This window comes from Pirellula sp. SH-Sr6A, from assembly GCF_001610875.1.
Lineage (GTDB): Bacteria > Planctomycetota > Planctomycetia > Pirellulales > Pirellulaceae > JBKCUI01.
This window is the reverse complement of the sequence record NZ_CP011272.1, coordinates 3,516,395-3,533,001: the sequence shown is the minus strand read 5'-3', so window position 1 is coordinate 3,533,001 and position 16,607 is coordinate 3,516,395. Positions and strand designations below refer to the sequence as shown.

Annotated in this window: 11 protein-coding genes, 1 tRNA gene and 1 pseudogene; 5 read left to right on the top strand and 8 right to left on the bottom strand. The window is 54.2% G+C overall.

Features of this window, described 5'->3' with window-relative positions; all coding sequences use genetic code 11:
* Positions 1-32: 32 nt before the first annotated feature.
* Positions 33-2,681 carry a DNA mismatch repair protein MutS gene (mutS, locus tag VN12_RS13665; RefSeq protein WP_146677360.1) on the top strand — a complete coding sequence of 883 codons (2,649 nt, stop codon included), beginning with the start codon at positions 33-35 and terminating at the stop codon, positions 2,679-2,681.
* 58 nt (positions 2,682-2,739) lie between these two features.
* Here mutS and VN12_RS13660 read toward each other — a convergent pair whose 3' ends face one another.
* From VN12_RS13660 to VN12_RS13645, 4 genes are read right to left on the bottom strand one after another with little or no spacing between them, the layout of a single operon-like run.
* Positions 2,740-3,732 carry a hypothetical protein gene (locus VN12_RS13660; RefSeq protein WP_146677359.1) on the bottom strand — a complete coding sequence of 331 codons (993 nt, stop codon included), beginning with the start codon at positions 3,730-3,732 and terminating at the stop codon, positions 2,740-2,742.
* Positions 3,729-4,856, bottom strand: coding sequence for a hypothetical protein (locus tag VN12_RS13655; protein ID WP_146677358.1), 1,128 nt, complete (start codon positions 4,854-4,856; stop codon positions 3,729-3,731). Before VN12_RS13655 ends, VN12_RS13660 begins: the two co-directional genes overlap by 4 nt.
* Before the next feature lie 57 nt (positions 4,857-4,913).
* Positions 4,914-5,576: a hypothetical protein gene (locus tag VN12_RS13650; RefSeq protein ID WP_146677357.1), complete on the bottom strand. Its 663-nt coding sequence runs from the start codon at positions 5,574-5,576 to the stop codon at positions 4,914-4,916.
* 6 nt (positions 5,577-5,582) lie between these two features.
* The gene (locus VN12_RS13645; protein ID WP_146677356.1) at positions 5,583-6,308 is read right to left on the bottom strand and encodes a hypothetical protein; all 726 of its coding nucleotides are present in this window, start codon (positions 6,306-6,308) and stop codon (positions 5,583-5,585) included.
* Positions 6,309-6,835: 527 nt separating this feature from the next.
* On the opposite strand from VN12_RS13645, the gene VN12_RS13640 reads away from it, so the two are divergent.
* Positions 6,836-6,909, top strand: a tRNA-Arg gene (locus VN12_RS13640).
* Between the two features lie 366 nt (positions 6,910-7,275).
* On the opposite strand, the gene VN12_RS13635 is transcribed toward VN12_RS13640, so the two are convergent.
* Positions 7,276-7,731 (bottom strand): M48 family metallopeptidase, encoded by a 456-nt coding sequence (locus VN12_RS13635; RefSeq protein ID WP_146677355.1) that lies wholly within the window; start codon positions 7,729-7,731, stop codon positions 7,276-7,278.
* A gap of 143 nt (positions 7,732-7,874) precedes the next feature.
* On the opposite strand from VN12_RS13635, the gene VN12_RS13630 reads away from it, so the two are divergent.
* Positions 7,875-9,227 carry an IS1380 family transposase gene (locus tag VN12_RS13630; RefSeq protein WP_168164392.1) on the top strand — a complete coding sequence of 451 codons (1,353 nt, stop codon included), beginning with the start codon at positions 7,875-7,877 and terminating at the stop codon, positions 9,225-9,227.
* A 42-nt stretch (positions 9,228-9,269) separates the two neighbouring features.
* Here VN12_RS13630 and VN12_RS13625 read toward each other — a convergent pair.
* A pseudogene (locus VN12_RS13625) lies at positions 9,270-9,539 on the bottom strand (hypothetical protein); the annotation flags it as partial.
* A gap of 300 nt (positions 9,540-9,839) precedes the next feature.
* The gene (locus tag VN12_RS13620; RefSeq protein WP_240491141.1) at positions 9,840-11,429 is read right to left on the bottom strand and encodes an anti-phage dCTP deaminase; all 1,590 of its coding nucleotides are present in this window, start codon (positions 11,427-11,429) and stop codon (positions 9,840-9,842) included.
* A gap of 495 nt (positions 11,430-11,924) precedes the next feature.
* Between VN12_RS13620 and VN12_RS13615 the strand changes: the two genes are divergently transcribed.
* A complete protein-coding gene (locus VN12_RS13615; RefSeq protein WP_168164391.1) occupies positions 11,925-12,821 on the top strand; it encodes a PDDEXK nuclease domain-containing protein in 897 nt (298 codons plus the stop codon).
* On the top strand, positions 12,818-13,804 hold the full coding sequence (locus VN12_RS13610) for a hypothetical protein (protein WP_146677351.1): 987 nt from the start codon (positions 12,818-12,820) through the stop codon (positions 13,802-13,804). The genes VN12_RS13615 and VN12_RS13610 overlap by 4 nt, the downstream gene beginning before the upstream one ends.
* Positions 13,805-15,001: 1,197 nt before the next feature.
* On the opposite strand, the gene VN12_RS13605 is transcribed toward VN12_RS13610, so the two are convergent.
* Positions 15,002-15,496, bottom strand: a complete 495-nt coding sequence (locus tag VN12_RS13605) for a hypothetical protein (RefSeq protein ID WP_146677350.1) — start codon at positions 15,494-15,496, stop codon at positions 15,002-15,004.
* Positions 15,497-16,607 lie beyond the last annotated feature (1,111 nt).

Sequence of the window (16,607 nt, the reverse complement as noted above, 5' to 3'; positions counted from 1 at the left end):
GTCCCCCCCGGCCAGCCGAGTACCATCACGGCATGAACCTTTCACCGATGATGAAACAGTACGAAGAAGCCAAAGCCGTTAGCGGCGATGCGATCCTCTTTTTCCGGATGGGGGACTTTTACGAGCTTTTTCATGAAGACGCAAAGACCGCCGCCCGCGTGCTGGGACTCACCCTGACCAGTCGAGACAAGGGTGAGAATCCTGTCCCCATGGCAGGTTTCCCGCACCACCAGCTAGAGGGATACCTGGCCAAACTGGTCCGGGCCGGCTACCGAGTGGCTGTTTGCGAGCAAATGGAGGACCCGGCCCAAGCCAAAGGGATCGTTCGCCGCGAAGTCCAGCGGATCGTCTCAGCAGGCACCCTGACCGACGACGCCCTCCTGGACCCTCGCAGCGGAAATTTGCTCCTCTCGGTCTACCAGCCCGCCCCCGGTAAACCGGGCGCCTCGTCCGCTTGGATCGGCTTGGCCTGGGTGGAGCTTTCGACAGGCCGCTTCGAAGCCGGGGCCTTCCCCACCCAAAGCTTGGCCGATCAAATCGCCCGCCTCGAACCGGCTGAGATCCTGCTCCGCGATGACGACTCGACGCTCACCCGAGACGACTACGAAAAGTGGTCGCTCACTCGCCGCCCCGCTTGGCAATTCGGCTTCGAAGAGTCCCAACGGATCCTGCACCAGCATTTCGGCGTACTCGACCTGGCCGGCATGGGCTGGGAGCTGCGCGAAGGTGCCGATGCCAACGACACACGCTTCCAAGATTTGCTCGCGATCAGCGCCGCAGGCGCCGCCATGGCCTACCTGCAGGAAACGCAAAAGTCGTCGCTGGACCACATCCTGCAACTGACCCCCGCCCGTTTGAGCAGATCCCTCGAAATCGATTCCGCCACACGCCGTTCTCTCGAGTTGACCCAAACGATTCGAACCGCCTCGCGCGACGGCTCTCTCCTGGAAGTGCTGGACCGCACCGTGACCTCAATGGGAGCCCGGCGATTGGCCCAATGGCTCGCATCCCCGCTCATCTCCAAAGAACAAATCGAACTCCGCCTCCAAGCGGTCGAAGAATTCGCCAACGACGATCGCCTGCGAAACACTCTTCGCACCCTGCTCTCAGATATCTACGACATCGAACGATTGACCGCTCGAGTCGCGACCGGCCGCTGCAGCCCACGCGATCTGAAACAAATGGGTCGCTCTCTATCGCAGCTCCCCAAAATCAAGGCCCTGCTGGAGGATCGATACGCCTCGCGTCTCAGCCAACTTCAACAACGCCTCGATTTGCTCCCCTCCCTGCGCGACCACCTGGATGCCGCCCTCGAAGACGATTGCCCGCTCCAACCCAAAGACGGTGGCTATATCCGCCCCGGCTACGATGCGAGACTCGATGAATTCAGACAGCTCGCGACGGGTGGCAAAGATTGGATCGCTCGCTACCAAGCAGAACAAATCCAATCGACCGGGATCACGAGCTTAAAGGTTGGTTTCACCTCCGTCTTCGGATACTACCTGGAAATCACCAACACACATCGGGATCGCGTCCCCCCCAACTACATCCGCAAGCAAACGCTGAAGAATGCCGAACGTTACATCACTCCCGAGCTGAAGGAATACGAAGAAAAAGTTCTCACGGCCGACGAGTCCTCCAAGAATCTGGAGTTCGAACTCTTTCTCGAACTTCGACAACTGGTCCACGCGCAAACACCCACCCTGCAAATCAACGCCGCTATCCTGGCTGAACTCGATGTCCTCGCGTCGCTCGCCGAACTCGCGGTCAAGCAAAGCTATGTGAAGCCAATCATCACCGACGAGCCTATCCTCGAAATCTACGAAGGCCGTCACCCGGTGCTCGACGCCACCCTACCCAAAGGAACCTTTGTTCCAAACGATAGCATGGTCGGTGCAGAGCATGGTTCGGTTTTGCTGATCACCGGTCCAAACATGGCAGGTAAAAGCACCTACATTCGCCAAACGGCTCTCATTACAATCCTTGCCCAAATCGGAAGCTACGTGCCGGCGCGCAAGGCGACGATTGGTATCGCCGATCGACTCTTTGCACGCGTCGGGGCCAGCGACGAACTGGCACGCGGCCAAAGTACCTTTATGGTCGAGATGGTCGAAACGGCCCGGATCCTCAATACCGCCACCGATCGCTCGCTCGTTATCCTCGACGAAATCGGACGAGGGACCAGCACCTACGACGGCCTCTCGCTGGCTTGGGCTATCGTAGAACAACTCCATGACATCAACCGATCGCGCACGCTCTTCGCTACCCACTACCACGAATTGATCGACCTCCAACGCTCTCTCTCGGGCGTTCGCAATTGGAACGTGTCGGTCAAGGAATGGGATGACAATGTCGTCTTCCTCCATCGCATCGTCCCCGGTGGTGCGGATCGAAGCTACGGGATCCACGTCGCTCGCTTGGCAGGCGTCCCCAAGAGTGTTAACGACCGAGCGAAGGAGATCTTGAGCCAACTCGAAGCGAGCCATCTGAACAAGTACGGGCAATCGGTCCTCTCTCCCCCTCGCAAAAAAGGGAATGGTTCGATCCAAATGACCTTGTTCGAATGGAAAGAAAATGCCGTCGTCGACAAACTCCGATCTCTCGCCATCGAACAACTCACGCCCATCGAAGCCATGCAAACCTTGATCGAACTTCAACGCCTCGCCCACGAAGGAAATTAACCAACGCAATCCCCGAAGTCGATCCCTCCATTCTCCAACCGTTCACAGATCGAACAGCCTATCTCGGAAACGAGGGAATCAGCCGAGCGCGATGATTCGACGATGCTTCGTCGTGCACGCGACGGGACGGAAGGAGACAAGAGGATGGCGTAGCGGAATCCGCCCCCGAGGGGTAGCTGTTGGTCATGGACGCATCGTGAGGAGCGACTCGAGATTGCCAAGGCCCCCAAATGGTTCTCAGCATCGCTCCATCCATACAGGTCACACGATCAGAAGGTTCGATCGGCATCGCCGCAAACGCATCGACATGCCGATCGAGGAAGAGAGAAACGCGAGTGGATAAAAGCGAGGCTCGCAACGGCACGACGATTTGACAGACTCCCAATACTCGATCGACTCGCTCTAGAACCACATAATCGACCGGGTTCTCGCGCAGTCGATCCATCCACGCGATCGATGCCTTCTTTTCCTCTTCCGACCAAACATCGTCTAGCAAAGGGAAATGCGAAACAAGTCGGCTCACCGATGCAGCATGAGCGGGGTGAAGCGACTGGGAGGCATGCACTCCGACCGTCTGCAACCGCACGGAGACCGAACCCTCCGAACGTGCTCGGAAACGCGAATCGCTCAATCCCCTCTCGGCCATGATGGAAACAGGGATACGGATTAGCGTGTCTCCCTGCAGGGGATGGATCGTTGCCACAGCATCCGTCATTACCATCCCCTCGGGTACCAACAGCGTTCGCGCACCCCACTTCACACCGAGAAACGCATGTTCCAACGGGTCCTCCACATCCTCGTCACTGCTTGACATATCCGCAACAGCAGCCCGCGACATCCACCGCTGCCGATAGCCTCGCGCGATCCGCTCCAACGTCTCCTGCCAGGACAAAGGCGTGCGCTCCAAAGGCTTGGAAATTCGCACCTCCCAAGCCAATGCGTTGAAAGCAGGAAGGGGTATTACAGGCGATTGCGTCCGCCCAATTGAAGGCTCGATCGCCGTGCATGCGGCCCATACGACCGTGATGACAAACGCCCGATAGAAGTTCATTCCCCCAGCCTCCATCGCCGTTCACGTGGTAGGAGGGAACCATTCAACTCACACCCCTTCCACGCTTTCGGTAGCTTGCTCGCGACCATTGTGTAGGGGTCAATCATTCCAACCACCAACCCAATCCACACCCAATCGCTCCCATACTGCATAACCACCGCAGCCCCGCTGTCACCCTCCGACACGATCGATGAGGAAGCGGATCGGGAATGAATCACCATCAAGTCTCGAAAAGAGTCCCCACCCAACTCGATCGAATGGACGATCGGCATCGTCACCCGTCCATGCACAACCCGCCCCGTGCTCGCACCACGGACCGACACAGGAACTTGCAAAAGCCAACTCCAATAACTGGCCCGCGCCGGAGCGGTCACCAAGAACTTCATCTCGGAAAACAACTCTTCGAAACCGAGTACACCTTCCGTCGCTTGATCAACGAGATGCACCGATGCCGCATCCACTCCCGAACGAGGCGAACGTTTGGATGCGAGGACCGTTCCCACCGAGGGCTGCCGTTCCCCATCGGAATCGGGTGATGGAAACACGTCGCCATGGGACACGACATGTTCGCAGGTCAATCCGACCAACCGCTGCGAGGATTCCCGAAAGACCAATCCCAACGTCCCCCAGCGATTCGCCCCATTCCCTTGGACCGCAACACCTCCCGTGATGGGCTCAATGGCTTCCAGAGAGGAGCCGGCGTTTCGATCTTCGTCGCGGGGGCGCGTCTCGCGGCGATCCACGGCGAACTTCAACACCCCTTCTTGCACTTTGACCGGCAAGCCGCCGTAGGTGGTGGGGATTGCGAGGACTGGGTCGCTCGGACTGCGCCGGCGGGGAATGGCTCGCCGAGATGCCAACAACTCGCCGGCAACTCGCTTTCGCTGGACCCACACGGTGACGCAAAACTGAAGCGGGAGAGCGACCAATCCACGCTTATGAAGCAGCTCGACCCCGACACCCGTAATCTCGCCGAACGGGGCCGAGCGAAGTCGCTGCTGCAGTCGGCGAGCGACCGCCAGAGCTTTCCGATATTCCTGCTGCAGCTCGCCACGTTGCGAGTCGAGAAGAGACGCCAGCGACGGATCGTTCGGATCGAGAAGCTCCCGTTGTCTGTATCGCATAAGGGTCCACGTTGATACACAAAGGGAAGATGTCGAAGGGGAGGACGATCCGTCCGTTCACGGGACAGTTGCAAAGCAACTGCTGGATTGGCAAGCCAGATGTTCGGCAATGAAGGCATCGACCTCTTGCTCCCAGCAAGGTTCGTTGATATCGAAGCGCCTCACAGCGATAACCGCATCGTAGGAATGCCAGCCCCCCAGCTCGGTATTCTTTCCTTTCGCGGCAACCTCGGCCGCTTGTTTGCGCGAGGGTGCACCGATGAGTTTCTTGAAATTTGGGATAGCGGCGTTTAGATCCTCGATCGTCTGATCATCGATCTTCCCCTGGATCGATTCAAAGTAACCGGCTTCATCGAGAACGATCCCATTGCCATCGCTATCCGATGCGAGACTGAGCGTTCCCGCAGCTGGTCTTACAAAGTCCACAGTGAGGACTTTGGGAGTGTAGATCGTTTCCATTTCGACGCGTCGGAGGGGTTTCCCAATTTGCGGAATAACCGTTTCTCCACCTCCTTGAACGATGAAGTACTCTTCGACGACACGAACATCGACATGGGTGGGGACTTTTAATGTCACTGGAACCCCCTTCGTGCACTGCCGACTATTTTTGACAAACTGGTCGGTAGGCAATCGCGACATGATGGTCGATCGATAGGAGGTACACCCGATCGGGAGGGAGGTAGTCATAAACACAAAGAGAATGGCCAGCGTGCGTGACATTGTCGTTCACTCCGCGGGGGCAGTTGTCGCTACCCCTTGATAGATGGAACTGTTGGGGGAGCAAGGAGAGCAGCGGTTCACATGCTCTTCGAGAAACGCATTGACTTCCTCTTCGAAGCCAGGGGATGCGAGATCGAACAATCCAAAGGCGATGGTCCGGTGCGTCGTATAGACCCCTTGCAGCGGGTCTGCGGGCGCATCTTCCGAACGGGCGACTGGGGTAGCTAGCAAGGGTGCGATATTCGCGAGAAAGGTCGATACGTTTGCCAGCGTTTGGTCATCGACTTTGTATTTCAAGCCTTGCAGATAGCCGTGCCCTGCGGAACCTTGCGCGGCCGCTTTGGCGGCATTGCTATTTCCATCGGGTCGGCTTTGGAAGGTAAAACCATAGTTCGCAGTCCCGGACATAGGTCGTTTGGGATCGAGAACAAACATCTTTTCCGTCACACGAAGTTTGGCTTCAACGCTTCTTAGCGAGGTGCCGGTAGGGCCGATGACTTGCACGGTCGTCTTCCCTGGGTATTTGATCAAGTGAATGGTTTCATCGACGCGTAGTTCGAGATGAGTCGGAACCTTCACCATGACTGGGACGCCACGAATAGGAACATCGTTCTCTTTGCAGAGCGTGTCATCTTCATGGCGGTGGAAGAAGGTCGTGTGCAGGGAGGAACAACCCGTTGCACCGACATATAGCAGAGCGAGAGTGAGAGCGAGTCGGTATCGAGATCGCATAGTGCTCCTCCTTGAGCAAAATACAAACCCCCGTTCTCGATCCGAGCGATCTTCCTTGACCGCAACCAACGACTCCGTCCGAATGTTCGGGCGTCTGACAGAGCGAGACGTTTCTAACGCTCCATCATCGAACGGCGTTGGGTGGTATCTCGCGAAATAGTCAGAGGGGAAGCTTGACCGTCACAATGCGCAGGCTTTATAGCTAGCAATCCACAGCAAGCTAGGCAACAGGCACCAGACTCCAGGCACCAGACTCCAGGCACCAGACTCCAGACTCCAGACTCCATGCTCCATGCCCCAGGCTCCAGGCTCCAGGCTCCAGGCTCCATGCTCCATGCTCCATGCTCCATGCTCCATGCTCGGTATTGGTTCAGGACATGGGTGGCGTGTGGGGGTGGGAATTCGGAGGCGGAAGGTGGTTCGGGGGGTGGCAGTGGGGGGAGGAATTCGGCGAAATCCTTGGGTTTTTTCAGGGCTAGAAATTTTCGGGCGACCGCTTACAATTTGGCCTGTTGGTTAGTCAACTTGCACCTGTAGCTCAATTGGATAGAGCATCGGTCTACGGAACCGAAGGTTACACGTTCGAGCCGTGTCAGGTGTATTTCTGAATCTTTTCGCCGATTCTCGCAAAGGCTCGCAATTTCATCGTCTTGCGGCGAGCCACTGTTGCCGCTGCGGTCGGAATAAAGCCCGCCATGATTCGCAGCTTGGTACAGCTTCTCGCGTGTGCTCTGCCCCCGCTAAGTCTAGGACCTCAAGGTGGGTATAGGTGCTCGCAGTCAGCTTCGGGTCGTGATAGCGGGCCAGCTTTTGAGCCGTGGTCAGCCGCTCGCTCAAGTTCCGGACGAATCACATCAAACTCGTATGGTTGCATGAGAAGTCGCCTTTCTGCCGAACGTCCTTGGTAACAATCCGTATGGAACGCAATGAGCCATCCGGGCTAAGTAGCCTTACAGCTCGGTTGGAGCTAGTACTCCCGATCCTCGTGCCTGACGGGCAGGAGATTGAGTAGTTGCCTTCGCTCTTGCCATTGAGGCATAAAACGATCCATCAATGCGACGAAGCGAGCATTGCGGGTCGGCTCGAGCAAGTGCATCATTTCGTGGACAACGATGTACTCAAGGCACTGGATAGGCTTTTTGGCCAAGTTTGTATTTAACCGAATGCTGGCGGTAGCTGGATTACAGCTCCCCCATCGCGTTTTCATCCGTTGAACGAAAAACCGGTCGACCTTCACACCCAAGAGTGTTTCCCATTGCTCGATCAACTTTGGAACCTCGGATCGAATCTGCTCGCGATACCAACGTTCCAAGATGTCTTGCCTTTCGTCACGATCTGATCCCGGACGGACGCTCAAGGTTATTTTATTGACGCGAACCGTAACCGATGGCGGTTTGTCTTTCTCGACTACTGTGAGCAGCACCCGCTTGCCCCTAGTCCTCGATCAAGCGAAGTTTGGTTGAGGTCGTTTTAGATTTGCGTAAAAAAACCTGAAACCTCCCGGCGTTTTTGCGGTTTAACGAAGTAACAACAAATCGATTAAGCCACACACACGGAGGGTTTCAGGTGAAGTTAAGTCTCGCAAAACGTATCGGTACACGCAAGAAGCAAATCCAGAAAAGGCTCGCAGCAGCAAGGGAGAATCGATTCTCTCGTGGTATCTCGAATCCGAATCCGGTTCTCGCTACCAACTCTGTCAAATACGAACTTGCAGATCGCACCCATGCCATCAGCTACGCTGGTGTCTCCGCCAAGCTCAAGCTCGCCGAGCATGCCGGATTGACCGATGCCATCAATCATCGTGTCCAACTCTTAAAGTCACATGCTCCTTATCATGAATCCGACCACGTCCTCGCGATGGTTACGAATGTTCTATGCAATGGATCGAGGCTCGAGCATTTGGAGCGTCTTCGAAACGATTCGACATTCCTCGATGCGATCGGTGCCGATTCGATTCCTGATCCAACCACGGCAGGCGATTTTTGCCGTCGATTCCATCAATCCGACATCGACTCCCTGATGCAAGCTATTAACGAAGCCAGGATCAACGTATGGAGGCAACAGGATGATGCGTTCTTTGACCAAGCCCTTATCGATGTCGATGGCGTTATCGTGGCAACTACAGCCGAGTGCAAAGAAGGAATGGATATCTCGTACAAGGGGAGCTGGGGATACCACCCTTTGCTGGTCAGCTTAGCCAACACCAAAGAAGTACTTGCGATTGTGAATCGCAGCGGTTCGGTCCACAGCGCTCACAACGCGGCAGCCTACTTAGATAAGGCGATCTGCACTTGTATCGCTGGAGGCTTCCGGCGCATTCGAATGCGAGGGGACTGCAAGTTCTCGCAGACGGAGTATCTCGACGGATGGGATGCCCTGGGAGTACGCTTCCAGTTTGGTTATGAGGCGAGAGCGAATCTGAAGGAAATCGCAGACAACTTGGATGCGTCGGCGTGGAAGAAACTCACCCGCGCCTTGCCAAAAAACAAGACCAATGAAACGCGTACCAGACCCACCAATGTCAAACGCCAAATCATTCGGGAACGCAATTACGTCCATCTGGAGTTACTACATGAGGAAGTGGCCGAGTTCGAATACCAACCAAACGCCTGCGATAAAACGTATCGAATGGTGGTTGTCCGGAAGAACGTCTCCAAAGAGCAGGGCGATGTTCGGCTCATCGACGAGATCCGCTACTTCTTTTACATCAGCAACGACATGTCCTCGGTATCGGGCGAGGACATTGTTTTTGGCTGCAATGACCGATGCGACCAAGAAAATTTGATCGCACAACTCTCCGGTGGAGTTCGATCGCTGTGCGCTCCGGTGGACAATTTGGAAAGCAACTGGGCGTATATGGTGATAAAGCCTTGCGAACCAAAAACAGAAGTGGAACAGTTCCTTGACTGCTTGCACTGAATCCGACTGCGGAATATCGCGGGGGGAATGAACAGCACGATTGCCCAACGTTACGATTACCTTGGCTTTGCTGAAGACCGTTTCGCCTGCTGTGTGCTTAAACGTTGGCTCGTGAATCAAGGCCGAGATATTGTCTTGGTAGGGCAGCTTTAGCGATCGATCGAACTTACACGCCCAAGCCACCGCTAGTTCCAACGCCCGCCTTGCGTAAAAGCAGGAAGTACGCGGGTCGGGAATCGCAGCCGATTCAGCCTTGATGGCCGCTGAGTGGATGTTCTTCCACTCAGCGATTAAAAAGTCAAAGCTGCTCATTTTCGTGCGTGGGCGTTTGCGGGGAGAAAATTGCCGCCTCAAAGGCACAGGATTTGCGTGATTTTAGTCAGAAGAGCGTGGTTGCAACGTTCCCGAAGCATCGCCGACACAAAATTGGCTTTGAAAAGCTAGCTCTGGCAGTCTGAATTGATCTGCGAAGAGTCGGTTGGCTTACTGTTTAGAACAAATGGGGAACGGGCCGCTCGATTGTCTACAGGACTCCTAGCTACCTTGTTTGTTGGCTGAAGGCTATGCTCCAGAATGTTTCGTTCCCATTCCGGCCAATGTTGAATTTTCTCGTTAGCTATCCTTACTTGTTCCAGAATTTCCATCTTGGTCATTTGGATCATCCTTCAGAGGATTGCGAGTTATCTTCTTGCCAAAGGCTTGGCATGCTGTCAATTCAAGCCGCAAGTAACTTGTCGGCCGAAGTTGTAGCCGAAGTTGGGCATTTTCGATACGCCACTCCTTCTTCTCGCCAGTATCGCTGATTTTGCGGTCGAGTTTGTAACTAGAGCCCAGATTCATCGAAAAAAGTTCGAAGAAACGCCGGGGGCCGACCCCGACAAAAGGTTCAAACCTAACCCGCCGATCGCCTTGATCAGCCTCCGAGTCAGAGTAAATGATCGAATCATCATGGAACTCTAGGGCTTTGCTTTTGGAATAGGGTTCGACGAAAACGACCCGAGCGATTCCGGCGGCGACAATGTGTTTCGCGCAATTGTGGCAAGGGAAAGTTGTACAGAAAACCGTTCCGCCGACGGAACTGACACCGCGTCTCGCGCAGCTCATCAACGCCTCCATCTCAGCGTGCACGACCCGCCCAAACTCGGTTAGGTCCCGAATGCCACTTTTCTTCAATACCTTTCTCAACGTTGCCCCATCGAATCCAGGCGATTCTCTTTCCGCCTCCGTGATGATCCGTTCAATGATGGCAAGTTGTTCCGCACGGTTGGAATCGCGACCTCGTTTGAAGTCCCTGCCGTTTGGATCATCTTCCAAGCAACCGCTCATCGAATTCCTCTCCGGCCAATATAGCCCACCGCCTGCTTTCGGACATTCGTTTGCACCAGTCGACAGAATCTCGTTATCGCGTGTGATCACCGCTCCCACTTGTCGCGACAAATCAGCGGACCGCAATGCCGATGCAAAGGCCATGAACATCGCGTATTCATCGAAAGAAGGTGTTAAAAACGGATTCCCGAACCACAGTTCAACCAACCGTTGGATGTCACAGCGGAGCCGATCGTGGCTATCGGATATTCGGACGAAAAAGTCAGCCAGATGAAATGTGTCGTTGACACGTTGTCCATGAGGCTCTGTAGACTCCGCTTGGTCTCGCTCGATAAGCTTCTGTGCTTGCTCTTTCGTCATGCCCTTATTGTTGACGAGATGCTGCGTACGACGCTGCAGATCGGAATGGATGCCTAGTAGCAAAAAGCCAGATGAGTAGATAACCCGCAGTTTGGCCACTTCCTCTGGCCGTTTAAGGGAATCGATAATGTATGCTGTTTTTGGTACAGGCGTCTCGCTCGGTTCGACATCATCGGCACTGTTCTTTTGTTGCTTTCGACGAAGCAACGAAATGCATGTGGCAATTCCGTGTGCCAGAATCGAATCGTCAGCTGGTTCCAGTTCCCTGCAATCATTGCCTGCGGTCATCAAGTCTGAATAGCGTTTGAACTGGTCTGTGCCGGGGTCTTCAATTTCAACAATCTGAGGAATCACGTCGCCAGAGACCTTTACCAACTCAACCCGGTAGCCCGCTCGCCCCAGCCGTTCTCGTAAAAGATCAATGACCAAACTCGATTCAGTCCCTACAGAACAAACTAAGCCGATCACAAGTTCGGTATCAAATTCGTTGGAATCGATCGAGTCGATGTTAGTCATAGTCGTAATCATCCTGAACCAAAAGTTTCAATTCCGATCATCTGCCTCGGTGAGGAATGCCAAGTATCTCGTCACCCGCGGGCGTGTCTTGGTTGTTCCACCATCATAGTTCGCCTCGAAACGCTCGATGCTGGAGGGATGCGAAGAGTTGGTCGAGTTCGGTAAGCGACGCGCTCTGTGCGGTTTTTAGCCCCCGAGCAGCGGATCGTAACCGCCCGACAAATCCAGCGAAGGCGGTGCAAGAGGGGTAATCGCGTCTGACTCAACTTTAGCATGCGCATCGGCCTCAAGAGAATTGTCGGCAGGCATCCCTATCAGTGGTTGTCCCTGTCGCTGCTTACGCGAGTTCACCCATGACAATAGCGAGTCCAAATCACGGGGATCGTACCGATGGCGTTGCGCGTACTGCTTGGCGGTTTCTCCTGCAATGCCACCATTCTCCCAATATCGTCGTACGTTAATGACAGTAGCCGGTTTCGGCTTCCTCTTGGTCTCATGACTACCCTAGTCCTTCCCGCAAGGGAGATCAAGATCGTGGATGAAAGCCCGCTCGCTGTTCCTTCCAATAAGAACGTTGATTTTCATGGTTTGGTTTCTCTGATCCAATCCACCGAGCAAAGCTGTACGCAGTCTGCAGCCAAAGCCGTCAATGCCATTATCACCGTCCGAAGCTGGTTGATCGGTTACCACATTATCGTGTACGAGCAACAAGGTTTCGATCGCGCTGCGTACGGAACTCGATTGATCGAAGAACTGTCACAGCGACTCCATCAGATCGGTGTTCCACGAGTGGAACCCAGGGACCTACGGCGTTACCGTCAGTTCGCACTCTTGTACCCGCAGATTCGGGAGTCAGTGACTGCCAAATTCCCGAACTTGTTGCATGACAAGACTTTATCGCTACCTTCAGCGATTTGGCAGTCGGCGACTGCCAAATCAGGAAACGAGTTGATTTCCAGCCTGTCTTTCACCCATTTTTGTGAATTGCTGCGTTGTGAATCGGATGAACAACGAGCGTTTTACGAAGACGAGTGCATTCGAGGTTGCTGGTCTGTCCGCGAGCTAAAACGCCAGATCAATAGCCTGCTGTACGAACGAAGCGAGTTGTCAATCGACAAGCAAAAACTGCGTGAACAAACGTCTGTGCATGTCGAAACCGCATCGCCACGGCTTGTTATTCGAGATCCGTACGTGTTTGAGTTTTTGGGACTGAAGCCGCAGGAAGTGATGAGCGAGTCGACTCTCGAAGATGAATTGCTAAACAAGTTGCAAGAGTTCCTGATGGAATTAGGGAATGGCTTCTGCTTCGAAGCTCGCCAGCGTCGAATCTTGATCGGTGATAATCCTGACATCTGGAAGACGCTCTCACCCATTGGAGGACAAACACGATGAAAACCACTGACCTTCGGCCCGGCGATGTTTTGCTCTACAGCGGCCAGTCCCTGATCGGCAAACTAATCCGTGCACTGGATGGGACTGAAGTCACCCATGCGGGGATTTTCCTCGGAGACGGCAACGTTGGTGAGGCGTTGATGGTCGGAACACCAGGGATACATGCGAATCCCATTGATAGATCCATCGAAGGCACGAACTGGGTGGAGGTTCGGCAACTACCGAAACAGAACCTAGCGTACGAGCCCCTGATGGTTGTGGCAAACGGTTACATCGCCCAAGGAAACCGTTATGCGTACGCGGAAATCCTGCTGGTCGCGACGATCTGCCTCACGCGGAAACTTAACTGGAATGATGGGCTTCTTAGGCGCATAGCGATTGGCGTGATGAACAAGGCGAATCGCTGGATTGCCGAAATGTTCGACCAGGGCAAGGAGCCCATGATTTGTTCGGAGTTCGTCTATCGTTGTTATGACGAAGCAGTCGATGCCGAAGATGACCCGTATAGCCTCACGATTTTTTCGCAGGCGGGCACCCCCTCTCGGCATCGCTCGTGGCGACGGTTACGCCGAAAGGCCATAACAGCTTACGCAGACACAGAGAGTCCTACCGTTCACCCCGAAAGCCTCCTTGGTCGACTCATGAATGAGCCGGAGAAATTGCAAGGTAAGAACCAGGCCGCAGCCCCTAGCGAGGCACCGACGGAACAGATCTCCGATAACGAATTGGACGAGTTGATCGAGATGTATTTACAGAAGCCGCAGGGAATTCAACCGATGGGAGCCTCGGCAGTAACAGAGGACTTAGAGCGGGCCGCATCTGATTTCTCAGTGGCGTTGATGGCCACTGGCGACCGAAGGCATGGAATTTTTCCGAATGAGGCAGTCGCGGCCAAGATAGCAATGGCCCTTGCCGACTTTGTCACGCCTGGCGATCTTCTCAAGTCGCCGAGCTTGAGTCGCGTCGGCCGAATCTCAACATGAGTTGCCGTCGAACTCATAATGTCGGACGACTGCACAGTTCCTCGAAGGTTTTCGAAACGCGATTGAAAACGACTCGCGTGATTACAGGTGTCACCATCGAGAATCGCAATCTGATTCGAGACCGCCTGAATCTTGGCGGTATCCCTCATCCTTCTCCCTCCGCGCCTCTCCGCGGTAAGTCCTTCTTCGCCCCGCTGCGCCAGAGCGCTACCAACCACTTGTCGCTCTCGCGGTTTTCATATGAATCGGTGATGGTCCACCGCGGAGGAAGCGGAGGATCGCGGAGTTGGTCCCGTGTCGTTGTGCAATGTCATAAGCGTGGTTCCATGCACTGGAGGGGGGGTGAACCGATCCGGTGTTGTGCCGAAATCTTCGGTGCATTTCAATGCTCATCGCATCTATCTCGCAACAATCTCTTTCGTCCCTACCGGGACTGACGCGATGATCGTGCGCGTACCCAGCCTTGAAAGGCTGGGCTATTGTATTCCGTCCCTATCGGGACTAAGAGTGCAATGCTTTGGGGCAATACTCAAAGGCTCCCAGCTCGATTGAGCAGCTAGTCAGCTGATGGCAAGCCTTGATAGCCTGGCACCGGCCCGATTAGGTGGGTGCCTCCTCTTCGCTCCAAAAAGGTGGGCGTCTCCTGTTCCTCATCCTTCTGCCTCCGCGCTACTCCGCGATCTCCGCGGTAAATCCTTCTTCGCTCCGCTGCGCCAGAGCGCTACCAACCACTTGTCGCTCTCGCGGTTTTGATATGAATCGAGGATGATCCACCGCGGAGGAAGCAGAGTGGCTCTTGTGTCGTTGTGCAATCTCATAAGCGTGGTTCGATACGCTGGCCGGTTTGTAAACCGATCCGGTGTGTGCCGCAATCTTCGGTGCATTTCAACGCTCATCGCATCTATCTCGCAACAATCTCTTTCGTCCCTATCGGGACTGACGCGATGATTTTGCGTATACCCAGCCTTGAAAGGCTGGGCTATTGTATGCCGTCCCTATCGGGACTAAGAGTGCAATGCATTTGGACAAGACTCGAAGGCTCCCAGCTCGCTTGGGCAGATAATCGGTTTGAAGGCACGCCTTAATAGCCTAGTAACGCCCCGATTAGGTGGGTGCCTCCTTTTCGCTCCATAGTGATTGGAACGAGAGCAAATGTCCCGATTAACCTGAGAGTCAACCGAGCATTTTGTCGACTTTCTACTCTCCCAACTCTGCTCTCTTGCCACCCCGCAGCTCCCGATTACTCATGCGCATTTCATCAGAATATTCTAACGTGCCCGAGTGCGAGGAATCTCGGCTTCGCCAAATGAAGTAGAGATGAATAGACAACCAAAACAAGATCGGAATTCCACAGGCAACTGTTTGATACGGGAGGAATGGAAAACTAAATGCAATCACAACCAGGAAATACAACAAAACAAAGAAATAGCGAACAGCCACCTCATAGACCAAATCTGGTTTTATTTTGGAAAACCACGAATAAAAGGCAAAGATTGCAATTGTTCCAATACCAATCGAGAAGACTAAATCAGAGGGAATCCAAATATCAGATCTGAATTCCGATCTCTGCCTAACACCATCACGCAAACTTCTAGCAAAAGGCTGAGGAACAGATAAGACCGCAACGAAGAAGAGCAGCTTCCGTCTTTCCAAAAGCTTTACTATTCCATCAATTGCAACGACATTATCCATTATGACATCCATTAGAACTTAATTCCCATGCGAATAAGGACATGAGGGTTCAAGCATCTGTCTCCCGAAAAAATCATTATCGGTCCATGGGTAAAAAAAATGATTCGTTAGCACTAAGTTCGAGTAGCCGACAATAAGCGATTGCAGATGGAAGACATCGGATTCGTATTGGATCCCTCCCCCTAACCCTCCCCGCCAGACCACTCATTCGCGTTGCATGGAAGTGACACAATCTTAAGGTGGCATCCCATTCACGTTCCGTGTAGGTGTAGCGGTTCCGAAGCGTTGAGCTTTGAGGTGTAAGGGGTGAGCCAGAAACATCCAAAAACACTGGCTGGCCGTTGGAGGTGTTACCGTAGCGCTCGGCTACAGAGCCAGAAGATGTAGTTACAGCCGTGATGCTGAACTGCTGGTTTCCTTGGTAGTGCCAGGTGGAACTGGTGGCTTCGACAAGGGACGGACTAACGCTGGCGTTGATGGAATGCACGTCAAAGCTCGGCCAAGCAGCGTTAGTTACTTCGGTGCAACCAAGGGTTGCATTTGGCTTTCCCGTGCGAGGGCTCGGGGAGCGGAGCACTTGGGAAGTTGGATTGGTGGCGTTCAGGGTGTGCATAGCCGTAGATTGTAACGGATCATAATGTCGATTGCAGCGTTTCGAATCGAGGTTTTCATCCTCGGCGGCGCCACTCGCGGTGCGCGCGTGAAACTCTGGCTCCCTTCGCCCCGCCCTGGGGGAGAAGGGCTGGGGATGAGGGGGAGAATGTGCAATGTTAAAAGCGTGGGCCGATACGCTGGCCGGTTTGTAAACCGATCCGGTGTGTGCCGCAATCTTCGGTGCATTTCAATGCTCATCGCATCTATCTCGCAACAATCTCTTTCGTCCCTACCGGGACTGACGCGATGATCGTGCGCAGACCCAGCCTTGAAAGGCTGGGCTATTGTCTGCCGTCCCTACCGGGACTAAGAGTGCAACGCCTTAGGGAAATACTCGAAGCCTCCCAGCTCGCTTGAGCAGATAATCCGTTGAAGGCACACCTTGATAGCTTGGCACCAGCCCGATTAGGTGGGTGCATCATTTTCGCTCCAAAAAGGTGGGTGACTCCTATTCCGT